The 22,042-nt window shown below is 71.4% G+C and carries 31 protein-coding genes; 25 read left to right on the forward strand and 6 right to left on the reverse strand.

Annotated elements, in window-relative coordinates:
- Positions 1-12: 12 nt before the first annotated feature.
- The 3 genes from BJP59_RS01065 to BJP59_RS01075 form a co-directional block, all read right to left on the reverse strand.
- Complete coding sequence (locus BJP59_RS01065; RefSeq protein WP_194521938.1) at positions 13-879, reverse strand: tyrosine-type recombinase/integrase; 867 nt, start codon at positions 877-879, stop codon at positions 13-15.
- A gap of 274 nt (positions 880-1,153) precedes the next feature.
- Positions 1,154-1,585: an ImmA/IrrE family metallo-endopeptidase gene (locus BJP59_RS01070; protein WP_194521940.1), complete on the reverse strand. Its 432-nt coding sequence runs from the start codon at positions 1,583-1,585 to the stop codon at positions 1,154-1,156.
- Positions 1,586-1,588: 3 nt separating this feature from the next.
- Positions 1,589-2,080: a hypothetical protein gene (locus tag BJP59_RS01075; protein WP_194521941.1), complete on the reverse strand. Its 492-nt coding sequence runs from the start codon at positions 2,078-2,080 to the stop codon at positions 1,589-1,591.
- 153 nt (positions 2,081-2,233) lie between these two features.
- On the opposite strand from BJP59_RS01075, the gene BJP59_RS01080 reads away from it, so the two are divergent.
- Both BJP59_RS01080 and BJP59_RS01085 read left to right on the forward strand, forming a co-directional pair.
- Positions 2,234-2,488, forward strand: a complete 255-nt coding sequence (locus BJP59_RS01080; protein WP_194521942.1) for a hypothetical protein — start codon at positions 2,234-2,236, stop codon at positions 2,486-2,488.
- Positions 2,485-2,760 carry a helix-turn-helix domain-containing protein gene (locus BJP59_RS01085; protein ID WP_194521943.1) on the forward strand — a complete coding sequence of 92 codons (276 nt, stop codon included), beginning with the start codon at positions 2,485-2,487 and terminating at the stop codon, positions 2,758-2,760. The genes BJP59_RS01080 and BJP59_RS01085 overlap by 4 nt, the downstream gene beginning before the upstream one ends.
- 334 nt (positions 2,761-3,094) lie before the next feature.
- Here BJP59_RS01085 and BJP59_RS01090 read toward each other — a convergent pair whose 3' ends face one another.
- Both BJP59_RS01090 and BJP59_RS01095 read right to left on the reverse strand, forming a co-directional pair.
- Complete coding sequence (locus tag BJP59_RS01090; protein ID WP_194521944.1) at positions 3,095-4,051, reverse strand: HNH endonuclease; 957 nt, start codon at positions 4,049-4,051, stop codon at positions 3,095-3,097.
- A gap of 3 nt (positions 4,052-4,054) precedes the next feature.
- The gene (locus BJP59_RS01095) at positions 4,055-4,426 is read right to left on the reverse strand and encodes a nucleotide pyrophosphohydrolase (RefSeq protein WP_194521946.1); all 372 of its coding nucleotides are present in this window, start codon (positions 4,424-4,426) and stop codon (positions 4,055-4,057) included.
- 47 nt (positions 4,427-4,473) lie between these two features.
- Between BJP59_RS01095 and BJP59_RS01100 the strand changes: the two genes are divergently transcribed.
- From BJP59_RS01100 to BJP59_RS01125, 6 genes are all read left to right on the forward strand, one after another.
- Positions 4,474-4,911, forward strand: a complete 438-nt coding sequence (locus BJP59_RS01100; protein WP_194521947.1) for a hypothetical protein — start codon at positions 4,474-4,476, stop codon at positions 4,909-4,911.
- Positions 4,908-5,366: a hypothetical protein gene (locus BJP59_RS01105; protein ID WP_194521949.1), complete on the forward strand. Its 459-nt coding sequence runs from the start codon at positions 4,908-4,910 to the stop codon at positions 5,364-5,366. The genes BJP59_RS01100 and BJP59_RS01105 overlap by 4 nt, the downstream gene beginning before the upstream one ends.
- The gene (locus BJP59_RS01110; protein WP_194521950.1) at positions 5,363-5,818 is read left to right on the forward strand and encodes a hypothetical protein; all 456 of its coding nucleotides are present in this window, start codon (positions 5,363-5,365) and stop codon (positions 5,816-5,818) included. The genes BJP59_RS01105 and BJP59_RS01110 overlap by 4 nt, the downstream gene beginning before the upstream one ends.
- Positions 5,818-6,060, forward strand: a complete 243-nt coding sequence (locus BJP59_RS01115) for a hypothetical protein (protein WP_194521952.1) — start codon at positions 5,818-5,820, stop codon at positions 6,058-6,060. The genes BJP59_RS01110 and BJP59_RS01115 overlap by 1 nt, the downstream gene beginning before the upstream one ends.
- A 381-nt stretch (positions 6,061-6,441) precedes the next feature.
- Positions 6,442-7,047: a hypothetical protein gene (locus BJP59_RS01120; RefSeq protein WP_194521953.1), complete on the forward strand. Its 606-nt coding sequence runs from the start codon at positions 6,442-6,444 to the stop codon at positions 7,045-7,047.
- Positions 7,044-7,802 carry a DUF7341 domain-containing protein gene (locus BJP59_RS01125; RefSeq protein WP_194521954.1) on the forward strand — a complete coding sequence of 253 codons (759 nt, stop codon included), beginning with the start codon at positions 7,044-7,046 and terminating at the stop codon, positions 7,800-7,802. Before BJP59_RS01120 ends, BJP59_RS01125 begins: the two co-directional genes overlap by 4 nt.
- An 88-nt stretch (positions 7,803-7,890) precedes the next feature.
- On the opposite strand, the gene BJP59_RS01130 is transcribed toward BJP59_RS01125, so the two are convergent.
- A complete protein-coding gene (locus BJP59_RS01130; RefSeq protein WP_194521955.1) occupies positions 7,891-8,667 on the reverse strand; it encodes a hypothetical protein in 777 nt (258 codons plus the stop codon).
- 71 nt (positions 8,668-8,738) lie between these two features.
- Here BJP59_RS01130 and BJP59_RS01135 point away from each other — a divergent pair, with 71 nt between their 5' ends.
- From BJP59_RS01135 to BJP59_RS01215, 17 genes are all read left to right on the forward strand, one after another.
- Positions 8,739-9,098: an HNH endonuclease gene (locus BJP59_RS01135; RefSeq protein ID WP_194521956.1), complete on the forward strand. Its 360-nt coding sequence runs from the start codon at positions 8,739-8,741 to the stop codon at positions 9,096-9,098.
- Positions 9,099-9,261: 163 nt separating this feature from the next.
- On the forward strand, positions 9,262-9,768 hold the full coding sequence (locus BJP59_RS01140; RefSeq protein WP_194521958.1) for a hypothetical protein: 507 nt from the start codon (positions 9,262-9,264) through the stop codon (positions 9,766-9,768).
- Complete coding sequence (locus BJP59_RS01145; protein ID WP_194521959.1) at positions 9,755-11,296, forward strand: hypothetical protein; 1,542 nt, start codon at positions 9,755-9,757, stop codon at positions 11,294-11,296. The genes BJP59_RS01140 and BJP59_RS01145 overlap by 14 nt, the downstream gene beginning before the upstream one ends.
- Positions 11,293-11,493: a hypothetical protein gene (locus tag BJP59_RS01150; RefSeq protein WP_194521960.1), complete on the forward strand. Its 201-nt coding sequence runs from the start codon at positions 11,293-11,295 to the stop codon at positions 11,491-11,493. Before BJP59_RS01145 ends, BJP59_RS01150 begins: the two co-directional genes overlap by 4 nt.
- On the forward strand, positions 11,490-12,671 hold the full coding sequence (locus BJP59_RS01155; RefSeq protein WP_194521962.1) for a phage portal protein: 1,182 nt from the start codon (positions 11,490-11,492) through the stop codon (positions 12,669-12,671). Before BJP59_RS01150 ends, BJP59_RS01155 begins: the two co-directional genes overlap by 4 nt.
- Positions 12,671-13,354 carry an HK97 family phage prohead protease gene (locus BJP59_RS01160; protein ID WP_194521963.1) on the forward strand — a complete coding sequence of 228 codons (684 nt, stop codon included), beginning with the start codon at positions 12,671-12,673 and terminating at the stop codon, positions 13,352-13,354. The genes BJP59_RS01155 and BJP59_RS01160 overlap by 1 nt, the downstream gene beginning before the upstream one ends.
- Before the next feature lie 133 nt (positions 13,355-13,487).
- Positions 13,488-14,918, forward strand: coding sequence for a hypothetical protein (locus BJP59_RS01165; RefSeq protein WP_194521964.1), 1,431 nt, complete (start codon positions 13,488-13,490; stop codon positions 14,916-14,918).
- 82 nt (positions 14,919-15,000) lie between these two features.
- Entirely contained in the window at positions 15,001-15,528 is a 528-nt protein-coding gene (locus tag BJP59_RS01170; RefSeq protein ID WP_194521966.1) for a hypothetical protein, read from the forward strand.
- A gap of 3 nt (positions 15,529-15,531) precedes the next feature.
- On the forward strand, positions 15,532-16,068 hold the full coding sequence (locus tag BJP59_RS01175) for a hypothetical protein (RefSeq protein ID WP_194521968.1): 537 nt from the start codon (positions 15,532-15,534) through the stop codon (positions 16,066-16,068).
- The gene (locus tag BJP59_RS01180) at positions 16,065-16,547 is read left to right on the forward strand and encodes a hypothetical protein (protein WP_194521969.1); all 483 of its coding nucleotides are present in this window, start codon (positions 16,065-16,067) and stop codon (positions 16,545-16,547) included. Before BJP59_RS01175 ends, BJP59_RS01180 begins: the two co-directional genes overlap by 4 nt.
- Positions 16,548-16,556: 9 nt before the next feature.
- Positions 16,557-16,787: a hypothetical protein gene (locus BJP59_RS01185; RefSeq protein WP_194521971.1), complete on the forward strand. Its 231-nt coding sequence runs from the start codon at positions 16,557-16,559 to the stop codon at positions 16,785-16,787.
- 6 nt (positions 16,788-16,793) lie between these two features.
- Positions 16,794-17,828 (forward strand): phage tail tube protein, encoded by a 1,035-nt coding sequence (locus BJP59_RS01190; RefSeq protein WP_194521972.1) that lies wholly within the window; start codon positions 16,794-16,796, stop codon positions 17,826-17,828.
- A gap of 1 nt (position 17,829) precedes the next feature.
- Positions 17,830-18,441: a hypothetical protein gene (locus tag BJP59_RS01195; protein ID WP_194521973.1), complete on the forward strand. Its 612-nt coding sequence runs from the start codon at positions 17,830-17,832 to the stop codon at positions 18,439-18,441.
- Positions 18,441-18,893, forward strand: coding sequence for a hypothetical protein (locus BJP59_RS01200; protein ID WP_194521975.1), 453 nt, complete (start codon positions 18,441-18,443; stop codon positions 18,891-18,893). Before BJP59_RS01195 ends, BJP59_RS01200 begins: the two co-directional genes overlap by 1 nt.
- Positions 18,894-18,907: 14 nt before the next feature.
- Positions 18,908-19,057, forward strand: coding sequence for a hypothetical protein (locus tag BJP59_RS01205; RefSeq protein WP_194521976.1), 150 nt, complete (start codon positions 18,908-18,910; stop codon positions 19,055-19,057).
- Positions 19,058-19,078: 21 nt separating this feature from the next.
- Positions 19,079-21,091, forward strand: a complete 2,013-nt coding sequence (locus tag BJP59_RS01210; RefSeq protein WP_194521977.1) for a phage tail tape measure protein — start codon at positions 19,079-19,081, stop codon at positions 21,089-21,091.
- 11 nt (positions 21,092-21,102) lie between these two features.
- Positions 21,103-22,035 carry a phage tail domain-containing protein gene (locus BJP59_RS01215; protein ID WP_194521978.1) on the forward strand — a complete coding sequence of 311 codons (933 nt, stop codon included), beginning with the start codon at positions 21,103-21,105 and terminating at the stop codon, positions 22,033-22,035.
- The last annotated feature ends 7 nt before the right edge of the window (positions 22,036-22,042 follow it).

The following is a 22,042-nucleotide window of genomic DNA, read 5'->3' on the forward strand; positions in this document are numbered from 1 at the left end:
GAGCCCAGACCCTCAGCGCACGACTCGCAGGTGCGCGCGGCGCGAGTCAGCCAGGGGTGCGGCACGTCGCGATGTGGCGCGCGGCGCGCTGTCTCCCAGTGCGGCGAGGACGGTCGCGGAGGGCTCGTCGGCGAGGTGCGCATACCTCTGCGTCGTGAGCGGGGAGACGTGCCCGAGGAGCTTGCCGACCTCCGCAAGCGAGACGCCGCCCTGGATGAGCCACGACGCGTAGGTGTGCCGGAGGTCGTGCACGCGGGCGTGCTCCACGCCGGCGGCGCCAAGGGCGGCGACCCACACCTTGCGGAAGTTCGACTGCTCGAACCGGTAGCCGTCCTCTGTCGTCACGACGAGCTTGCCCGAGCACGTGCCCTTGGCGTGGTCGTACCCGCACGTGCCGGCACCGGGCTCGTCGATCTCGACCCACGACGGGAGCGGGACGTCGCGCGTGCGCTTGCCCTTCGGGTACGGCTTCATCACGCCGCCTCGGTTGTCCCACACGTCGACGACCTGAACAACACGACGCTCGAGGTCGACGCGGGGCCTGTGCAGCGCGATCGCCTCGCCCCAGCGCATGCCGGTGCCGACGAGCAGGTCGACCATGGCGCGCTCGGCGTCGGGCAGCTCGGCGCGGATCGCGTCGACCTCGTCGTGCGTCAGGTATCGCTCCGCGCTGGCCTTGCCGGCGTTGAGGCGCAGGCGCGCGGCCGGGTTCGCGGTGAGGATCTCGGCGTCGACGGCGGCGTGCAGCGACGCAGAGAGGAGGTGGACGATCCGCTGGACGGTCGTCGGCGCAAGACCAGCCTCGCGCAGCTCGACTGCCCATGCCTTGACGTCGTGGCGCGTGATGTCGACGAGCGGCGTCGCGCCCCACCGCGGCATCAGGTGCCGGTCCCGGCGGCCGTGGTCGGTCGCAAGGGTTGACGGCTCGACGTCGCGCGATCGCCACCACTCCTCAGACCAGTCACCCCACGTGCGCGCCGCGGCATCGGGGGAGCGCCACCCGAGCGACCTTGACGTCGCCTCGGCGGCCTCGCCTGCACGCTCAGCGGCCTTCTTGTGGGTGAAGGGCCCCCGGGGGCCGTGCGGACCTTGCCATCACCGTCGCGGTACTTCGCGATGTAGCGGCCGCTCGACGACCGCTGTACCCATGCCATCAGGCGATCCGGTCGGTGCGGCGCAGCGGTGTCGCGTACCTGACGCAGGGGACCTTGCGCAGAAGGCGCTGCCAGACCGTGATGACCTCGGCGACGGTGCCGAGCTCGAGCGCGATCGCGCCGGCGTGCGGGCCAACGAGTTGCTCGGCGCGCACGAACTCGGCCGGGTCGATCAGGAGGCGCGCGGCGTACTCATCGGCGAGTCGCTCTGCGGTCTCGTCCTCGTGTGGCCGACCCGTCCATGTGTGGTTGTGCCACGCGTGACCGAGCTCGTGCGCGAGCGCGTACTTCTGGCGCGTGACCGCCATGCGCGAGTTCAGGACGACAGTGCGCGCGGGCACGTCCGTGTACCCCCACAAGTTCTCACCGAGGCGCGGGTCCCACTCGACCCACAGCCCTCGTTCCTCGGCCACCCCCAGCAGGTGCTTCATGGTCTACGGCAGTTCCTCTCGTTCGACGTCGGCGTCGTGGTGCGACACATCGGAATACAGGGCCGCGACGTGCGCGGGAACGTGGGGCGGCAGTTCGGGTCGGCGCTCGCGGAAGTCGACGACCTCGGCGTGATCCAGGTCTTGCTGCGGTCCCGGGATCGGCTCGGTCAACGTGGCGCTCGCGGACCCAGCCTGTAGTCGACGGAGGATCTCGCCGACGAGTTGCTCGTCCGTCGCGGCTTCGAGCGAGCCGCCGGAGGACATGCGCTCGGCCTCGGCTTCGGAGACATAGCCGGCCGCGAGAAAGCCCTCGACGAGGTCGGCGTCGTAGGCACGGCAGACCGCGACGACGGTCTGAACTGGCACGCGCCCACGCGAGAGCTGCCGCGTGAGCGTGCTCGGGTCGAGGCCCGCAGCGTCAGCGATCGCACGGCGGGAGGAGTCCCGCGAGATGCGGTCGAAGAACTGCTCAAGGCGTTCGGTGGCTGCGCTCATGGGCCAACAGTGATGCACTTTTGCATCACTCGTCAAGAGGAACGCGCGGGTTCGCGCCCGAAACTACGGGCGATCGTGCCCATGTGTTGCATTCTGTCCCCATGATGATGCATGGTTGCAGCACCAACCGGACAGACTGCAACGGAGGTAGTCATGAACGAAGTTCGACTCCGGCTCCGCCCCGGGCTCGCGAAGAGGCTCCGGGAGGTGCGGAGTCTCCCGTCTGAGGAGGCGCAGGCCCGACTCGTCGGGGTTGACCGCACGACTCTCCGTCGCGTCGACGACGGCGCGCAGCCGTCCGCGACGTTCATCGCCCTCTTCTGCCGTGCGTTCGGTCTCGGACTCGGCGAGGCCTTCGAAATCGTCTCCGATGACCAGCGCGCGCCTGACCTGGCGGTGTCGGCGTGATCGCCGCTCGGGCGCTGACGCCGGCAGCGGACCTGCCCAAGCGTCCGGTCCGGCTGACCGTCGCCGAGGCCGCGGAGGAGGGGCGCAAGCACCCGATCACGGTCCGCCGCGCTCTCGAGTCCGGTGAGTTGCACGGCTCGCAGCGCGTCAAGGGCGGCCGCTGGACGATCGAGGAGTCGTGCCTGTCGGCGTGGCTAGCCGGTGAGACGTGCGAGCACCAGCGCGCCACCGCGACGTCGACGGTCGTTCCGTTCCGGCGCCGTCGGGCATGACTCGCCGACGAGCGGCTGACGAGCACGCCGCCAACATGCGGGCGCTTGCGTCATCGGGTGCCCTCCTCAACGTTCCGCGCGGGGCGCGATGCCCAGACCACGACATGCGCCTCTCGTCGGCGGGCGCTTGCGGTTCGTGCGCAGCCGACCACCACGTCGGTGAGCACTCGGGCGCACCGCGCCCCACGTGCGCGCGCTGCTACCCGACGCCTGTGCCACCGATCACTCACACGACCTATTCAGACAGGAGCGCGCGCTGATGTTGACGACGTGGCATCCCGGGATGTGCGCCGCGGCGTCGTGGTGCAGCATCGGCGGACAGCAGGCGGCTGGACTAGACGACGCCTGCGAAGTGCTCGCGGTGGTACAGCGCGTTGGCGAGGTCGATGTCGTGACCATCGTTGACGGCGAGGATGCCGATCGGCTGCCCGGTCAGGGTGTCGATGACCTTGCCGTCGTGGATGTGGATCGCGCCGGTGTCGAACCGCACGTGGTCGTTGGGGCACAGGCACAGGATGTTCGAGGGCGTGTCGGCGCCCGCGTGACCGCCGCCGAGCGCGCGGATGTGCGCGGCTTCGGAGTAGGTGCCCGTGCGGGTAGCGAGAGTCGTGCCGCAAAACTGGCACGTGTCTGCGTAGTGGCGCTTGACCCAGCGAGCCACTGCGCCATCACGCACGATCCGCTGCCCGACCACGGTCACCTTGCCCGGGGCGGTCGCACCGGTGGGGACCACGCCGCCGCCAGCGACGGGCGCTTCGAGCTCAAGACCCTGCCCGAAGGCTGCCGTGCCGGCGGCGACCGCGTCGCCGAACTCCTGGGCTTCGGGCTCCGTCGCGAGTGCGAGCTGTCGGAACGGGTAGTCCGGGCCCTTCCCGAGCAGGGTTCGGACCTCGGGGTAGGGGATGGCTGTCTCCTCGAACTCGAGCACGCTGTACACGAGCGCGTACGAGCCCTTGTCGGCGTCCGGAGCCCAGAGTGTGTCGGCGAACGCAGCATTCTTGAAGACCGCGCCGATGACGCCGATTCCACGGGCGTGGCTGCTGGCGGTGAAGACCACAGCAGCGCCGGGACCAGTCTCGCGGAGGTATCGCTCACGGTTCGGCTCGTCGAACGTGCCCCAGAACCTGGCCGTCCCCTCGGGGTGGAGCTTCAGGAGCGCGTCACGCTGCTCGGGCGTGAGGAACGGGGCGTGCTCCTCGGCGGTGAAGTCCACCGGGTTGCCGAGGGTCTTGCTCCAGTTGATCTTCCCTCGACCGGCGCCGCCGGAGGGGTGGATGAGGACGGCGGTCACGGGTCACTCCTGTGTGTCGCGAAGTCGGTCGTACTTCTCGTTCGATCCCCGGGCGAGGTGCTCGGGGTAGCGCTGCTCGTTGTGGTCGATCTTCGCGTTCGCTGCCTCGATGAGATCCACGTCGAGTACGTCGGCGAGGCGGACGAGGTAGATCAGCACGTCGGCCATCTCGTCGCGGACCCTCGCGATCTCTGGGGTTCCCACGGTCGCCGCCTCGCTGATCTGCGCGTCGGTACGCCACTGCAGTTCCGCGGCCAGCTCGCCAACCTCACCGGCGAGCGCCAGTACGAGGTTCTTCGGGGTGTGGAACTGCTCCCAGTCTCGTGCCGTGGCGAAGGCGCGGATCCGCTCGCTGAGGGCCTCGATGTCGCGCATGGGCAGGACAGTAGCGCGCATCAGCGACAGGCACGGGCGGCGGCCGCATGAGCCTCAGGAACGACGTCGTCGTTCTCGAGATCCCGGCCTCTCGCTTCCCGGGCAAGCCACTCAACGTCAACGACTTCCGCGGCCAGACGAAGCACCTCGCTCGGTCCGTGAAGCCGTGGCGGCAGCTCGGGTGCGTCCTCGGCCGGGACCACCGCTTCCCGCATCCGTTCGTGCACCCCGTGCGCGTGTGGGCCGAGTTCCGGTTCCCCGACAACCGACGCCGCGACACCCCGAACCTCTACCCGACCATCAAGCCCTTGATCGACGGCCTCGTCGACGCCGGCGTGCTCCTCGGCGACCACGACGGCCGCGTCGAGGGGCCCTGGCTCAAGCGCACCTACCCGAACGGACCGCTTCGCCTGCGCCTCGTCCTCGTCCCGCTGCCCGGCGGCGACGGGCTCGGCACGCCCTACCCCGAGGAGAACCCAGCATGACGACCACCACCCTGCCCGCACCCGCCGACGAGTGCGCCCAGCTCCACGTCCGCGCCCTCTACGGCGCGGCGATCCCGGACCGCCCCGCGCACCGGTGCGCCACCCTGCCCGACCCCGCCCGCAAGCTGCCCCGCGACACCGACACCACCGTCATCAAGCGCGTCCGCGCGATCGCCACCCTCTTCGGCGCCGTCGAGCACGCCCGCGAGACCCTCACCCTCGACCTCTTCCGCGCCCACCTCGCCTTCGACGACATCGCCGAGGAGACGCAGGTCTACCTCGAGGCCGCACTCGCGCCCGACGTCACCTGGACGGACATCAATACCTACGCGACGTGGATCTTCGACGCCGTCGCCGGCGACCCCGACCAGTACGGCCACGCTGCGGCGCTCGCGGCTGCCGCGCTCCGCGGCTGGACCCACCGCCAGGCGCATGCGGCCGGGGGTGCGCGGTGAACGCCCGCACGCTCACGTCCGCGGAGCTCGACGCACTCCCGGTCGGCGCTGCGGTGCGCTGCACTACGGACTACGGGCGCGTCGTGCTCGCGCTCAAGGTCGGCGTCCCGCAGGGCTCGGGCGGGCACATCTGGCGCACGACGGAGTACTCGACGCACCCGGGCTCGTTCGCGATCGCGCAGGCGAATGCCGTGCGCCTCGAGCCCGGCGAACCTGGACCTACCGCGCCAGAGGTCCAGGTTGCGTCTGCAACCTTGACCACCCCGGCCGAGGTTGACGCGCTCCCGGCGCGCGCCGTCATCCGCGACGCCGCCGGCACGGTCGCCGAGAACGCCGGCGGGCCGTACCCCTGGCTCACGACCGGCTTCTCCGAGTCCTGGCCGTCCGAGGCATTCGTCTACCCGGTCACCGTGCTCTGGCCCCTCGGCGCTCGCGGCGAGGGGGGTGTGTGATGGCGACTGGGTGGCGGACCGCGGGCGGCGAGGTGCACGCCAGTGCGGAGACCCTCGGGCTCGAGCTCGGCGACCTCCGCGAGCTCGTGCAGCGCGCCGACGAGCTCGGGCTCACGGACAAGGCAGACGTGTATGCGGGCGGGGTCAGCAAGAGCACGGTGTTCGTCGACCTCGCGATCGTGAAGGAGATCCGCGTCCGCGAGGTGGCCTACACGAAGCACGAGCCCGAGTCGGGCGCGTGAGCACGACGGCGGCTCCTCCGGCCCGGCGGCCGCGGCGCGGGCAGAAGCTCACGATCCCGGCCCGGGCGATGACCTACGTCGTCGTGTGGGACGAGATCGGCGTCGTCAAGGTGGGTCGGGCGTGGAAGCGGCACCGGCTCGCGGGCCTGACGGGCACGGGCGGGCGCGTGGCGATCCTCGAGTGGGACACGGAGGACGCCGTCGAGTGGGCGGTGCTGACGATGCTGCGCGCGCATCCCGAGCTCGTGCAGCCGGCGTTCGCGTCGGCTGAGGAGTCGCTCGAGCTCCTGCCGCACGGTCGTGGGTGGACCGAGTGCTTCCGCTTCGACCCGGGTGCGTGGCTGACCGTGCGGGCCCTGATCTTCCGAGGACTGGTGAATGGTGACCGAATCCAGGCGCGGCGCGCCGCCCACGCACGGCCTGTCGCGGCTGCTGACGGACCCGGAGATGCTGGCGCTCCCGGAGCGGACGAGGCTGACGGCGCTCGGTCTGTGGCAGCAGCACGTCGACCGGCAGGGGACGGGGCCGGCGGACCCGACTTTGGTGCGCGAGTCGGTGTGGCCGACGAGCGCAAGCGTGACCGACGACGACGTCCTGGACGACCTCGTCACGCTCGGGGACGCGGGCTGGCTGGCGCTCGTCGACGGCCCGCGCGGCGCCCTCCTGCTGCGCCTCGAGGGCTGGCCCTTTGCCAGCCCCGAATCAGCCGCAACCGCGCAACTAAGACATTCGGCCCAGGGAGTAGTAGGAGAGAAGGAAGGAAGGGGAGAGAGGGGGAGCGAAGCGGAGGCGGCGCCCGCCCAGCCTGCCCCGATCGTCCCCGTCCCGCTCTCGTCGACCCTGTCCGCCCTCGCCGACCTGCCCGAACCTGCGCCGTGGTGCTCCCGTCACCAACCGTGGGGAACCGACGACCCATGCGGACCGTGTGGCAGTGCCCGCAAGCGACACGAGCTCTGGAAGCGCGCGATCAAGGAGAACACCCCATGAGCAAGCACCGCACCGAGACGATCTGCACGACCGAGCAGCTCATCGCCGACCGGATCCGTGACCGCGTCCACGAGCTGACCGCGCCGCATACGACCGAGGTCTCGCAGTGGGTGGTGTCCGAAGACGCGACGCGCATGGTCCCCAAGGTCACGCGGATCGAGCACCCGTCGCTGCTGCACCAGCTCCGCGCGGACGTGTCCCGCTCGACGGCGGGCGCGGCGTCCCGCGGCCCGTCGTCGCGACCGCCGACGAACCTCGAGACGATTGCGGTCATCGAGCTCGTGCAGCGCGAGTCGCGGCACTGGCTTTGGTCCATCGATCGTGCCCGGGTCGAGCGTCCCGACATGGTCGTCGTCGTGGGTCGGCTATGGCGCCTGGCCGACCTCGCCTCGACCCTCGAGTGGGCGGACCTCGTCGAGCTCGACCGCTCGGTCCGGGCGTGGTGGGTCCGGGCGCGGGTCGCGACGACGTGGGGTGACCCGCCGCTGCGCCCGCACGTGCCGTGCTCGGAGTGCAGCGCCGTCGGGGGCATCCGGGTGACGCTCGTTCCGACGACGGCGGCTTGCATCGAGTGTGGCGCGACGTGGGACCGCTCGACAATCGGTGCACTCGGCGACCACGTGCGCATGCTCCTCGAGACGCCCGTCGACGCTGTTGCCCAGGTGCTCCGTCACGGCCAGTCCTCGGGAGAAGGGCTGCCCGTGGATCGCGACACGCTCCCCGCTTCGTTGCGAGGGGTGGTCCCGGTCGTCTAGTGTCGTCCTCGGTGGCACAGTCGTGCCCAGAAACCGAGCCCCGGCCCGCATCATCTGCGGCCGGGGTTTCGTGTTGCGCTCCTGTCGACTACTTCTGTGGTGCTTTGCCCTCGGGCCAACCGAGTTCTCGAACGAGCGCGACGATCTCGTTCGGATTCACGGGCCGCCCGTCGGGGAACTTGGGCTGGCCGTCGCCAGGGACCCAGGCGGGCGATTCTCCGCGCTTCTCGGTGCCCCGCCGCTCCAGCTCGGGAAAGTTCGCCCAAACGTGAGTCGGTTCGGGTCCCGGTGGCAGCTTTGAGATCGCACGGGCTCGTGCCTCCTCGCTCTCGCTGAGCTCCCCGTCCTTCTCGAGTAGCGCGCGCAGGAGCATGTATGTGTCGTAGGAGGCCTTGTTCTCGCGGTGCCATCTTGCCCGGACGTTCGCGTACTCGAGCGTGTGGATGAGGAAGATGATCGCCCACGAGAACCGCCGTGCTTGGCGGTCGAGTGGGTGTTGCTCGTCCAGTTCATACCATGCGGAAACGAATAGGTGACGAGCGAAACCCTGGATGCCGTCCTCTACCGCCTTGTACTCGGACACCGTCAACTCAGCATGGAGATCGTGTGCGGCACGGTTCCGCACCCGGTTGATCGCACGCAGCGCAGCAAGCTCCGCCTCGCCGAACGCATCGAGCGCGCTGCATAACGAGACCTTGGTGCTGAACTTCATCTGCGCGATGTTGATCTTGTCGGGCTTCTTGAGGTGGATGCTCAGGGCCCGGTCGACGCATGTCTCGAGCCAGAGATGAGCCTTAAGCAGGCGCGTCAAGCCCGACGGGTCGTTCATGTGCCGATGTAGAAGGCTGAAATCCAGGCGCTCCATGAGCCGGAGTCTATGGGCCGGTCGGATTGAGGGCCCTCGCGTGCGGGCACCGGAGACGGGTGGGGGTCTGCATGCGTGGGCGTACTGGCCACGTGTGGCGCGAGCTCGTGCGGGTGCTGTGCCCGCCGGGCTCGTACTGCGAGGTCGAGGACTGCTACGGCCCGAGCCGCGTCATCCTGTTCGGCCTGCGGCGCGGGCACCCCCTCGGCCCGAGCCTCGACCACAAGGTCGAGTTGTGGGAGGGCGGCGACCCGGAGGACCCGTCGAACCTGCGACCCGCGCACCTGACGTGCAACGTGCGCAAGTCCAACGCGCGCCGCGCCGAGTGGAAGGCACAGCAGGCCAGAGCTCGGCACTCCCGTGCCCGCCTCGCCGCGGCGGACGAGCAACCGCGTCGACGTCGGTCCGCGAGCGTGTTCGACGACGAGTGAACGAAGCGACAAAGAGACGCGAGAGCGCGAGAGCGTGACCGTCGCCGCAGGTCAGCGCCACGATTTTTGGCCGAGGGCTGCCGCGGAGACCCGCGCCTGTCCATATTTTTCTGTGCACCCGAGGGCCCAAGTAACCGGGCACGGTGGTGCCCGCTATCGGGGGGTGATCGTGGGCCGACCGCGCAAGCCGATCGAGGAGCTCGAGCACGGGACCGTCGCCCGCTACCGGCGCGGCTGCAAGTGCGAGCCCTGCCGCGCGGCGAACCGCGACCGCGTCCGTGACCACCGGTGGAGCGCGTCCGCGCGCACGAAGGAGCAGGCGAACGTCGAGCAGCTCGCGGTCCGGATCGACCCCGAGGCGCCCGTCCCGACGATCGACATGCACGCCGCGCCCGGCCCGATCGAGCAGGCGATCGTCGAGGACCTCGGCGACCTCGTCGGGTCGCCGCCATGGAAGCGCACCGCGTCGGCGATCCTGCGCCTCGACGCGCGGGTCCTGGACCAGGCCGCCGGCGTCGACCGGCTCGACCTGCTCTCGCCGATGCAGATCCGCGCCCAGGAGTGGATGAAGCTCCTGCGCTCGGTCAGCGGCGGCCCGGACCTGTCCGTCGCGGACCAGGCCGCGCAGCTCCTCAAGGACCTCGCCGGCGGCGACGGTGGGAGCGAGTAAGCCCGACCTCGTCCCGTTCCGCTGGACCCCACGCAACCCGAACCGTGAGACGACGGCGCGCCGCAAGGCCGGCGTCGCGAAGGCGCTCGGCACGCCGTACATCCCGTGGCAGCGTGACCTGTCCGCGGTGTGGGGCGAGATCGACCCCGCGACGGGGCTCCCGTGGTACCGGACGATGGTCCTGATCGGCCTGCGCCAGATCGGCAAGACGACGTTCGTCCGCGCCGACCAGGCCGAGACGTGCATCTTCCGCCCGAACGCCCTCGTGCGGTACACCGCGCAGAACCGGCTCATGGGCGTCAACCGCCTCGAGCGCGACTTCTACCGGCCGATCCGCGACAGCGCGCTCGCGATCTTCCTCGACACCAGGGTCGGCAACGCGAAGCGAGGCACGCCCGGTTGGTCGGCGAAGACCGGCGACGAGCACATCGAGTTCATGACCGGCTCGCGGTGGGAGACCGACGCCGTCAAGGAGGACTCCGGGCACGGGCCGCCGCTGACGAAGGGCGTGATCGACGAGGCGTTCTCGCACATCGACGCGCGCGTGGAGCAGGCCATGCGCCCGGCCCTGCAGACGATCCCGGGCTCGCAGCTCATGGTCGCGTCCGCCGTCGGCAATGCCAAGTCGCTGTACCTCGCCGGCAAGCGCGCCGCCGAGCTCGCGCGGTTCGACAGCCTCGTCGAGCAGTACGGCCCGATGGGGCCGACCCGCTCGCGCACGTTGTTCGTCGAGTTCGCCGCGCCGGCCGACGCGGACCGCGCGGACCCGCTGACCTGGTGGACCTACCACCCGGGCCTGAACGGCGGCCTGGTCACCGAGGACACGATCCAAGCGGACTTCGAGGCGTTCGCCGACAAGCCCGAGGAGTTCGATCGCGCGTACCTCGGATGGTGGCCGAGCGCGAAGAACGACGAGTGGGTCATCCCCGAGGCGTCGCTGCGAGCGTGCTTCGAGCCCGACGAGGACCTCAACTGGTCGGGCTCGCCGGTCTACGGCATCGACGTCGCCCCGGACCGCTCGGTCGCGACTATCGCGATCGCGGCCGACGCGCCGAACACGCGCGCGTGGGTCGAGGTCCCGCGGCAGGACGTCGGGACCGCGTGGGTCGTCGACGCGGCGTGCCGGATGCGCGACGGCTCGAGCAAGGTCGAGGGCCTCGGGGGTCGGCTCGTCGTGCTCGACGGCGCCGGTCCGGCCGCGTCGCTCGCCCCCGACCTGCGCAAGGCCGGCTTCGAGGTCGTCGAGCTCGGGGCCCGCGAGCTCAACGCCGCGTGCGGCGCCCTGTACGACGACGTCGTGCAGACGAACCTCACGCACTCCGGCGACCCCGAGCTCTACGCCGCGGTCAAGGCCGCGGCCAAGGCGCCGTCCGGGGACTCCTGGCGGTGGGGCCGCAAGCGCTCGCTCGAGGACATCACCGCCCTCTACGCCGTCACGCTCGCCCGGCACGGGTACGTCACCCGCGCACCGGCCGACTACGACCCGCTCGCGTCCGTGATCGGACCGACCGAGATGGAGGACGCGTGAACCTGACGACCCTGCTCGACCTGGTCGGGTCACTGCTCGTGATCGCGGCGCTCGCGGTCCTCGTGGGCACCTACAGCCTCGCCGCGGGGCTCGCCGTCGCGGGGCTGCTCCTGCTGGCCCTGTCCTACACGATCGACCGGCAGGCTGCGGCCCGCCGTCGTCGCGAGACGGCCGAGCGGAAGGAGTCGACGACGTGAGCCTGTTCCGCACCGCACGGGCCAGCTCGACGCAGATCGTGCTCCCCGCGCGCCGCGCTCGCGCACGCGGCCGCGAGATCCGGTCTACCGAGGCGCGACAGCAGTCGGTGGTCTGGGCTGCGCAGCGGCTACGCGCAGACCTGATCTCGCTCATGCCCGTCGACGACTACCGCAAGGTCGGCAGGATCAACGTCGCCGTCCCTACCCCGCCCGTCCTGCAGGTCCCCTCGGTCTGGGCCGACGGCCAGCCGATGACGATCGGGGAGTGGCTGGGCACGGGGCAGATGGACCTCGACGGGCACGGCAACGCGTTCGGTGTGATCCGCGCGTTCGACGGCCTCGGCCGGCCCGCGCAGATCGACCTCGTCAAGATCGACGACGTCTCGTGCACGATCCGCGACGGGCGCATCCTGCAGTACCGGATCGCGGGCGAGAAGACGGACCCGCGGTTCGTGTGGCACGAGCGCCAGTTCACGATCCCCGGCTTCCCGCTCGGGCTGTCCCCGATCGCGCACGCCGCGCTCACGATCGCCGGCAGCTCCGGTGCTCAGCAGTTCGCGACGGACTGGTTCGCCAACGGCGCGATCCCCTCCGCGCACCTGCGCAACGTCTCGATGGAGATCCCCGACCCGGCCCGGGCGCAACAGGTCAAGGACCGGTTCCTCGCGTCGACGTCGGCCGGTGAGCCGTTCGTCTCCGGCAAGGACTGGGAGTACAAGCCGCTCGCGGCGAAGGCCGCCGAGTCCGGGTTCCTGCAGCAGATGCAGTACACCGACGTCGCGCTCACGCGGTTCTTCGGCGTGCCCGGCGACATGGTCGACGTCCAGACGTCGACCGGGTCGGTCACCTACGCGAACATCACGCAGCGCAACCTGCAGCTCCTCGTGATGAACCTCGGCGGCGCGGTGAAGCGGCGCGACGACACGATCTCGCACCGCGTCCTGCCCGCCGCGCGCTTCGCGAAGCTCAACCGCAACGCCGTGCTCGCGATGGACGCCCAGACCCGGGCCGACGTCTTCAAGACCCAGATCGACTCGCGCCAGCTCTCGCCGTCCGAGGCCCGCGCGCTCGAGGACCGCGAGCCCTTCACCGAGGAGCAGTACGCCGAGTTTGACCGGCTGTTCGGCGCTCGCAGCCAGGGCCAGCCGCAGACCACCCCGACGGGAGGGAACAACTGATGGATCCGGAGCTGCTCTCGCGCGCCGCGCACGCGCGCGCCCAGGGCGTCGCCCAGCGCGCCGACCGGCCACGACAGCGCCGCTGCGCCGAGCCCCAGGGCTCGCGCTCCTCGGTCCTCGTGGCCGGCGCCCAGATGTCGCTGCGCGCCGCCGACGACACCGACTTCACCGGCTACGCCTCGGTGTACGAGCGCGGGTACGAGATGTGGGACTGGTACGGCCCGTACACCGAGATCGTCGAGGCGGGCGCCGGCGCGGTGTCCATCGCCCGGTCCGACCTCGACGTGCCGCTCGTGCTGCAGCACCAGACGCTGCGCCGTATCGCGCGCACGACGAACGGCACCCTCACCCTCAGCGAGGACGAGACCGGTCTGCACGTCGACGCGCCCGAGCTCGACCCGCGCGACCAGGACGTCGCGTACATCGCGCCCAAGCTGCGCTCGGGGCTCGTCGATGAGATGTCGTTCATGTTCCGCATCGAGCTCGGCCAGTGGTCCCCGGACTACTCCGAGTACCGGATTCAGCGGTACGACATCCACCGCGGCGACGTCGCGATCGTCGGCTACGGCGCCAACCCCCACACCTCGGGGTCTCCCGACCTGCGCGAGCAGGCCGGCCCCGACCTCGCTCGGCTCGGCCTCGGCATCCGCGCCGAGGAGACCCGGCTGCTCACGTTCCGCTGAGGCGGAACACCCCTGCTGCTCGCACGCGCTGCTCGAGCGCGCCCCGCGCCACGGCCTGGGGCGACCGACTGGCTCCGTCGACTGGCGTCCCCGCACACCGCCCCGCGTGGGCACCACACGAAGGAGAGTCCTCGTGGACTTCGACAAGCTCATCAGCCAGGCACGCGAGAAGATCAACGCCCGCATCTCGCTGCGCAACGACTACTCCACCGAGCTCGAGCAGCTCCGCGGCAAGGAGAACCCGACCGAGGCCGACACGGCCCGCGTCGCCGAGCTGCGCGAGAACAAGGCGAAGATCGACGCCGAGCTCAAGACGCTCGACGGCGAGCTGCGCGCGCTCGAGGAGGAGAAGGCGGCCGACGACGTCATCGCCCGCATGGCGCAGCGCGCCACGCCGACGGGTGCAGGCGGCGGCGACGCCGGCGCCGAGACCCGGGGCGGATCGGGCACGAAGGTGACCGAGGCCCGCACCTACGCCAAGGAGTCCGACCCCAAGGGTCTGCGCTTCCTGTCCGACGTCGTCGCGGACTTCCGCGGCGACCGGGCCGCCGGGGACCGCCTCGCGCGCCACCTCGAGGAGGAGCGCGCCGAGCGCGGCGACGTCGTCGAGCGCGCGGTCACGACCGGCGTCGCGCCGGGCACGATCGTGCCGCAGTACCTCATCGATCTCTACGCGCCGAAGGGTCGCCCGGGTCGCAAGTTCGCGGACATGTGCCGTCACCACGACCTGCCCGACACCGGGATGACGGTCTACATCCCGCGGCAGACCGAGACCACCGACGCGGGCGAGCAGGCCGCCGAGCTGGACCTGGTGACCGAGCAGGACTACGAGGACGAGCTGATCTCCGTCCCGGTCCGCACGATCGGCGCCTCGCAGACGATCTCGCTGCAGGCGTCCCAGCGCGGCCTGGGCACCGAGGACATCGTGTTCGAGGACCTGCTCAAGTCGTACAACGTGCGGCTCAACGACCGGCTCATCAACGCCCCGACGTGGGGCCTGCTCGCCGTGGCGAACCCGCTCACGTACACCTCGGCCAGCCCGACGGCGGCCGAGCTGTACCGCAAGATCCTCGGCGCGGCCGCGAACGTCGAGGACGTGCTCCTCGACCTCGACGAGGACGACCTGTTCACGCTCATGCGTGGGCGCCGGTGGGCGTGGTTCAACGGCGAGACGACGGACCAGAAGCCGTTCGTCCAGCAGGTCGGCGTCCCGACGAACACGTTCGCCGTGGACGAGGGCGGCCCGTACAGCGCCCCCGTCGCCGGGCTCCTGCCCAACGGCGGGCGCGTCGTGAAGGACAACTCGCTGCCGGCCAACCTCGGCACGGGCACCGACGAGGACGCCGTCGTCGTGGTCGCCCAGCACGAGGCGCACCTGTGGGAGGACCCCTCCGCGCCGTTCTTCATCCGCGCCGAGCAGACGCAGGCGAAGCGGCTCGGCATCGACCTCGTGCTCTACGGGTTCTACGCCGCGTGCTTCAACCGCGTCGTCGACGCGCAGGGCACGCCCAAGGCCGTGCACCAGAAGATCACCGGCACCGGCCTGGTCGCCCCGGTCTTCTGACCGATCCCGTCGAGGGCCGCCCACGCACGCCGCGGGCGGCCCTCGACGCATCCGCAGCACACCCCGCACACCAGGAGGAGCCATGCCCCCCACCCGACAGGAAGCCGCCGCCGCCCGCGCCGCGGCCGCGAAGAACGCCGAGGCGCGCGACCGCCTGTCCGCCCTCGAGGTCGAGCGCCAGGGCTACGTCCAGCGCGACGACAAGAAGGGCGTCGCCGCCGTCGACGAGGAGATCGCGCACTGGTCCAGCCAGGCCGGCGTCCCGCTCGACTCCGACCCCGACGGCGACGACGAGGACGCCAACACGGCAGAGGCCGCCGAGCTCCGCGCGTCGGTCGACGAGCTGACCGCGACGGTCGACGAGCTGACCGCGACGGTCGACGAGCTCATCGACCGGAACGCTCAGCTCGTCGCCCAGAACTCCGAGCTGACGGTCGAGAACGAGCGCCTGCGCGGCCTCGTGCCCGACGCCCCGCCGGCGGACTCGACCGCCCCCGCGCCGGCCACGCCCGACCCGTCGCCGGCCGACCCGGAGCCCGCGAAGGCCGAGGCGCCGAAGGGCCGTCAGCGCCGCTCCGCGGCCGCGGCAGCCGAGCCCAAGGCGGACTGACCCGTGGCCACGGAACCGACCTGGCCGATCACGGGCGCCATGGTCGCGGCTGACATGTCGTGGCCGGCGGAACGCGCCGACGAGCTCGACCAGTACGCCGACACGGCGGTGTCCAAGATCGAGGACAAGGTCGGCCCGTGGCACGGGCAGCAGCTCACGCACGCGGTCACGGCGGTGACGACCCGCACCGCGGTCGTCCTGCCGTGGCCGTGCGCGACCGTCGACACCATCACCGTCGACGGCGCCGACGTCGGCCCGCTCGTCGCCGACCCTGACGCCGGCATCGTGTACGGCCCGCTCGGGCCCGGGCGCATCGTCGTCACCGCGACCGCGCGCCCGTCGAGCACGGTCCCGCCCGACGTGATCCTCGCCGGACAGCGCCTCGCGGCGTTCCTCGCCGGGCCGACGAAGCTCGGGCCGAAGCGACTCGGCGCCGCCGGCACGAACGAGCGCGACGTCGACGTGCTGCAGGGCTTCGCCCTCCCGCGCCAGGTGTCCGAGCTCATCGCCGACCACGCTCTGCCGGGAGGCTTCTCGTGACGACCGGCGTCGGCATGTACCCCTCGCTCGGCGCCGCGACGTCGAGCGTCAAGCACGCCCTGCACGACCAGATCGCCGCGGCGCTCGCGACCGCCGCCGAGGACGAAGTCGACGTCGCGTTCGGGTTCGTGTGGCCCGCACGGTGGCCCGACGCGGTCTCGGTCAACGCCGTGCGCGCCGCGCCCGGCGAGGGCACCACGAGCCCGCAGCGGCGCCGCGAGATCACGGTCTACGTCGACGTGAGCATCGTCAGCTTCCGCGTCACCGCCGACGACGCGGTGCCGCACGACCGCGCCTATGGGCTGCTCGGCCTGATCGACGCCCACCTGCGCGAGGACCCGACCATGGCCGGCGCCGCCCTGTGGTGCTTCTCGGACGAGCTCACGTCCGACGGGGCGACCGACGAGACCGATGCCGGCGAAGGCCGGCTGTGCGAGATCGCGGTGACCTACGCGGCTCGCGTGATCGTGACCAGGTGAGGAGACCCGGTGCGCAAGTTCAAGAACGTCAGCCCGCTCGGCGCGCTCGAGCTGCCGCTCGTCGGCCGCGTCGTCGCGCACGGCGAGGTGATCGAGGTGACTCCCGCCCAGGCGGTGCACCTCGCGGGCCAGGCCGACTGGGAGCCGGCCGACCCGAAGCCGAAGCGTCGCCGGCAGGACGCGGCGCCCGACCAGGACGACGCCGCCGACGGCGTCGTCGACGACGAGCGAGAGGAGTAGCCCACCATGGGCCTTCAGAGCGACTACACGGTCGGGCTCGCCAGCGAGACGACCTACGGCACCTACGCGGCGCCGTCGCGGTTCCTCGAGGCGGACGCGACCCTCAAGGAGTCCGTCGAGACCGCGCAGGGCACGGGCATGCGCCCGGGCCTGCGCGTCGCACGAGCGAACCGGCGCGCGACCGTGAAGCGGTCGTCCGAGGGGGAGATCTCCCTCGACGCGCCGACCCGCGGCCTGGGCTACCTGCTCGCCGCATTCTTCGGCGTCTCGACGAGCACCGAGACCGCGGCCGACTCCGGCGTGTTCCAGCAGGTGCACACCCTCAAGCGCGAGGACTGGGGCCCCTCGTACACGATCCAGCAGGGCATCCCGCGCCTGGGGTCCTCCACAACGGACGCCTACACCTACCTCGGCGCGCAGTGCTCGACGCTCTCGCTCGAGGCGGCCGCCGACTCGATCGTCGCCGTCACGACCGGGTGGGTCGCGCGCGAGCTCACCATGGACGAGCCCTACGCCGCCCCGTCCTACGCCGCCGAGTTCGACCTCTTCACGTTCGTGCACGGCGGCCTCTACGTCGGCGGGGACGTCTTCACCGCCCCGACCGCCACCGCGCCCGCGTCTGCAGGCACCCCCCTCGCCTCGGTCCGCTCCGCTTCCGTCGCGCTCGACAACGGGCTCGACGAGAACGGGTGGAACCTCGGCAACGGCGGCCGGCGCTCGCGGCCCGCGGCGTTCACGGGCGGCAAGGACGACGGCGTGTCCGGGTCGTTCGAGATCGAGTACACGGGCCGCGACCTCACCGACGCCTACCGCGACCAGGAGCAGCTCACGATGCTGCTCCAGTTCGAGGGCCCCGCGGAGATCGCGCCCGGGGTGAAGCCGCTCCTGCAGATCGCGGTGCCCGCGATCTACCTCGACGGCGACCTGCCGACCGGCAACGGCGGCGACGTCATCACCGTCTCGCACGACTGGACCGGCCTGCAGGGCACCGACCCCGAGCCGGTCTACGCGGTGTACCGCTCGCTCGACACGGCGTTCTGACGTGGCACCGGCGTCGTCGGGCTCGGCCGCCGCGCAGGTAGCGGCCGGGCTCGACTTCGAGCTCGACACGACGAACCTGCGCGAGGTTCTCGCCGCGGTCAAGGACTTCTCGCCGGCGCTGGCCCGGCAGCTGCGGCGTGAGCTGCGCACCGTCGGTGACGACATCATCGCCGACCAGCGCCAGCTCCTCGCCGGCGCACTGCCCGGCTCGATCGCGGTCACCGGGAGCAAGACACGGCTCGTCGTCCCCAAGGACGGGCGCAAGCCGTACCTGCGCAAGGTCAACGTGTACGAGGAGCGCGAGCGGGTCGCGCGCGACCGCAACCGAGGGATGCGCAAGGCGGTCGGCGCCGGGCTCAAGACCCGGGTCGTGACGGGCAAGACCCGGCAGGGCGTCTCGGTGCGCACCGACCGGCGGATCTCGGGGCCGATGGCGCAGGCGTGGCAGGCGAAGCGGTTCCGCCACCCCGTGTTCGGCGGGGAGCAGTACGTCCACCAGGCCGGGCAGCCCTACTTCTGGGGCCCGGCCGTCGCCGGCCGCGACGCGGCCGCGAAGAAGATCGACGAGGCGATCGCCGCGGCGATCACCGAGATGACCAAGGGAGGCGCGTAGTGCGCATTCTGATCCACGGCGAGACCAAGCCGATCCGCGCCGTCGCGCTCAACGACGCCCGCGGCCGCGACGTCGCCGCGCTGCAGCACCAGACCGGCTGGACCCTGGACGAGATCCACGCCAAGACGTCCGACCCGACCGCGCAGGTCGAGTTCCTCAAGATGGTCGAGTTCCTGTCCGAGCACAACCGCGGCCGGTTCCTGTCCTGGGACGAGGTCCTCGACCGGCCCCTGGCAGCGATGCTCGTCGACCCCGGCGACGCGCGCGACGCCCCTGCCCAGGGCGAGGCCGAGGACCCTACGTCAGCGACGACGGTTTCCCAGTCGGGCGCCGCCGTCGCCGCGCGCAAGCGCAAGGGCAAGGGCGGAAAGAAGAACCACGGGTCGCGGCCCTCCGGCGCGAAGAGCCCTGGCTCGACGACCAGATCGACGCCCGCCTCCTCGACCTCCTGACGATCTTCCCCGGCATGACGCCGCGCGAGGTCCTCGAGCTCCCGTACCGCCAGTGGGTGGCGATGGCCCTGTCCGTCGACGGCGTCCGCAAGGAACGCCGCGAGCAGGCCCGCCGCGACCGCCGCGGCGCCCGCAACGGCATGACCCGCGCACGTCGCAGGTAGCACCCCGGAAGGAGGGCCGCTGTGGGCAACGCGAAGGACTTCGTCGTCAACATCCTCGGCGACGACCGCACCGCCAAGGCGTGGGAGTCGTTCAAGGCCAACGCCGGGAAGGCCGCGGCCGGTGCGGCCGCGGCGTTCGCCGGCAAGGAGATCGGCGAGGCGCTCGCGGCGAACATCGACTCCGCGGCGATCACGGACCGCCTGGACGCCTCGCTCGGCGCGACGGCGTCCCAGTCCCAGGCGTGGGGCGCGGCCGCGTCGGGCGCGTACCGGGCCGCGTGGGGCGAGTCGATGGAGGAGGCGGCCGCCGGCGTCGAGGCGGTCGTGGGGAACATCTCCGGCATGCGCGACGCGGCCGAGGGCGACATCCAGGCCACGACCGAGAAGGCTCTCGCGCTGTCGCAGGCGATGGGTGTCGACGTCGCCGAGTCGACCACGACGGCGGGCATCCTCATCAAGAACGGGCTGGCGAAGGACGCTACGCAGGCGTTCGACCTCATCACCGCGTCGCTGCAGCGGGTGCCGGCGTCGATGCGTGGTGAGGCGCTGGACGCGCTCAACGAGTACAGCGTGAACTTCGCCCAGCTCGGCCTTTCGGGCGACCAGGCGATGGCGATGCTGGTCAACGCCAGCGCGAACGGCGGCATCGCGATCGACAAGACGGGCGATGCCCTCAAGGAGTTCACGATCCGGGCGACCGACATGTCGACGTCGTCGGTGGCTGCCTACGACGCGCTCGGGCTCAACGCCCAGGAGATGTCGAACGAGATCCTCGCCGGCGGCGACCGGTCGGCGGCGGCGTTCTCGACGATCGTGTCGGGGCTGCAGGGGATCTCCGACCCGGCGACGCAGGCGAACACCGCGATCGCGCTGTTCGGCACCCCGCTCGAGGACCTCGGCACGTCGCAGATCCCCGCGTTCCTCGACTCGCTCGGTGGCGCGCAGGCCGGTCTCGGCGAGACCGCGGGCGCGGCGGACAAGATGGCCGCGACCCTGTCGGGCAACCCCAAGGCCCGGGTCGAGGAGCTGCGTCGCAGTTTCGAGGGCTGGAAGCAGGACCTCGTCGGGATGCCCGGCCCGGTCGGCGACATCGCCGTCGGGGTGCAGGCGTTCGGCGGGGACGCCGCGCAGCTCGCGACCACGGTCGGCATGACGGTCGTCGCGCTGAACAACATGAAGCTCGCGACCGTCGCGTCCACGGTCGCGACGAACGCCGGCAAGGTCGCCACCGCCGCGTCCACGGCCGCTCAGTGGCTGTTCAACACGGCCCTGCGGGCTAACCCCCTGGGCATCGTCCTGACCGCCGTGACGGCCCTCGTGGGCGGCCTGGTGTGGTTCTTCACGAAGACCGAGGCCGGGCAGAAGATCGTCCAGGTCGCGTGGGCCGCGATCAAGGTCGCGATCTCCGCGGTGACGGACTGGTGGAACAACACCGCCCTACCGTTCCTGCAGGCCGGGTGGCAGGCGATCGGCGTCATGTTCGAGAAGGGCAAGCAGACCGTCTCGAACGTCATGTCCGCGATCCTCGGCGCGGTGCGCCGGGTGTGGGAGTGGTCCCCGCTCGGGCTCATCGTCACGAACTGGGACAAGATCGTCGGCTTCGTGAAGGGCCTGCCGGGCAAGATCAAGTCGGCCGCGTCGGGCATGTGGGACGGGATCTCTGACGCCTTCCGCGGGGCGCTGAACAAGGTGATCCGCTGGTGGAACGACTTCAAGGTCGAGCTCAAGGTCCCGAAGAACGCGCTCACCGACGCGATCGGTCTCGCCGGTGCCGGGTTCACGATCAACACCCCCAACATCCCGTTCCTGGCCGACGGCGGTATCGCGACCCGAGCGACTCTCGCCGTCATCGGCGAGGGCCGCGGGCCCGAGGCCGTCGTGCCGCTGGATCGGCTCGACGAGTTCGTCTCGAACGTGAACCGCGCGACCGACCGCGACAACGGCGGCCGCGCTCCGCTGCACATCGAGCACTTCCACGCCGACGGCATGTCCCCGGCCGACGTCGGCGACGCGTTCGCCTGGGCATCGAGATAGGGAGGGACCGCGTGACCGAGACGCTCACGACCCTGTCGTCCGCCGGGATGCTCTCGACGGCGCCCGTGCTCGAGCCGTGGCAGGCCAGGCTCGGCCCGCTGCTGCTCGGGCCGGGCACCGCCTACGAATGGGCGTCGCTGTCCGGCCTGGACGAGCTTCCGTCGCTGCGCACCTCCGACGAGGCGCGCCCCTGGTCCCACGGCGACTACGCCGGCGAAGACTGGGCCCAGGGACGTGTGATCGCGTGGGAGCTAGAGGTCGCCGCCGAGCCCGAGCTCGGCGTCACCTACGACCAGGCGCTCGCGGACCTGCGCCGCGCGATGGTCCCTACGGTGGGAGACCTGATCCCGCTGTGGGTCTACCTCCCGCACCGCGGCGCACCGGTCCGCTGGGACGTGAAGGTGCGTAGGCACCGGATCACGACCGACATGCGGTACGAGCTCGGGCTCGCGTCCGCTGAGGCACAGCTCTACGCCCCGGACCCGGTCGGGTACGGCGACGAGCTCGGCACATTCACGGGCTTCCCGCAGATGGTCGGCGGCCTCGAGTTCGACCTTTTCACCGACGGCGCCACGGACACAGGGTTCCTCGAGTTCGGGGAGAGCGGCGGCACGGGACGGGTCGTGCTGTCCAACGACGGCACGGCTGAGTCCTGGCCGCGGTTCCGCACCTCGGGCGCGATCGCGGGCGGGTTCGAGGTCCTCGAGGTCTCGACCGGACGTCGGCTGCGCTTCGAGGGCGATGTCGCCGCCGGCTCGTCGATCACCATCGACTCCGCCACCGGGGCTGTGCTCCTGGACAGCGTCGCCGACCGGTCCGGCTCGCTCACCGTGCGCGAGTGGTTCCCCGTCCCGGCCGACGGCGGGACCGAGGTCATGTTCCTCCCGCTCGGGTCCTACACGTCCGCCACGCTCGGGGTCACCTGGGCGCCGGCCTGGTGGTGAGGAGGCC

It is taken from the genome of Cellulosimicrobium sp. JZ28 (assembly GCF_015327065.1).
Classification (GTDB): Bacteria; Actinomycetota; Actinomycetes; order Actinomycetales; family Cellulomonadaceae; genus Cellulosimicrobium; species Cellulosimicrobium funkei.

Bases quoted from the DNA above. Each gene is read 5' to 3' on its own strand.
- BJP59_RS01075 (WP_194521941.1), bottom strand. From the start codon at position 2,080: ATGAGCGCAGCCACCGAACGCCTTGAGCAGTTCTTCGACCGCATCTCG.
- BJP59_RS01205 (WP_194521976.1), top strand. From the start codon at position 18,908: ATGACGCCGCGCGAGGTCCTCGAGCTCCCGTACCGCCAGTGGGTGGCG.
- BJP59_RS01095 (WP_194521946.1), bottom strand. From the start codon at position 4,426: ATGCGCGACATCGAGGCCCTCAGCGAGCGGATCCGCGCCTTCGCCACG.
- BJP59_RS01080 (WP_194521942.1), top strand. From the start codon at position 2,234: ATGAACGAAGTTCGACTCCGGCTCCGCCCCGGGCTCGCGAAGAGGCTC.
- BJP59_RS01190 (WP_194521972.1), top strand. From the start codon at position 16,794: ATGGGCCTTCAGAGCGACTACACGGTCGGGCTCGCCAGCGAGACGACC.
- BJP59_RS01065 (WP_194521938.1), bottom strand. From the start codon at position 879: ATGCCGCGGTGGGGCGCGACGCCGCTCGTCGACATCACGCGCCACGAC.
- BJP59_RS01125 (WP_194521954.1), top strand. From the start codon at position 7,044: ATGAGCAAGCACCGCACCGAGACGATCTGCACGACCGAGCAGCTCATC.
- BJP59_RS01115 (WP_194521952.1), top strand. From the start codon at position 5,818: ATGGCGACTGGGTGGCGGACCGCGGGCGGCGAGGTGCACGCCAGTGCG.
- BJP59_RS01100 (WP_194521947.1), top strand. From the start codon at position 4,474: ATGAGCCTCAGGAACGACGTCGTCGTTCTCGAGATCCCGGCCTCTCGC.
- BJP59_RS01070 (WP_194521940.1), bottom strand. From the start codon at position 1,585: ATGAAGCACCTGCTGGGGGTGGCCGAGGAACGAGGGCTGTGGGTCGAG.
- BJP59_RS01160 (WP_194521963.1), top strand. From the start codon at position 12,671: ATGGATCCGGAGCTGCTCTCGCGCGCCGCGCACGCGCGCGCCCAGGGC.
- BJP59_RS01105 (WP_194521949.1), top strand. From the start codon at position 4,908: ATGACGACCACCACCCTGCCCGCACCCGCCGACGAGTGCGCCCAGCTC.
- BJP59_RS01170 (WP_194521966.1), top strand. From the start codon at position 15,001: ATGCCCCCCACCCGACAGGAAGCCGCCGCCGCCCGCGCCGCGGCCGCG.
- BJP59_RS01130 (WP_194521955.1), bottom strand. From the start codon at position 8,667: ATGGAGCGCCTGGATTTCAGCCTTCTACATCGGCACATGAACGACCCG.
- BJP59_RS01135 (WP_194521956.1), top strand. From the start codon at position 8,739: ATGCGTGGGCGTACTGGCCACGTGTGGCGCGAGCTCGTGCGGGTGCTG.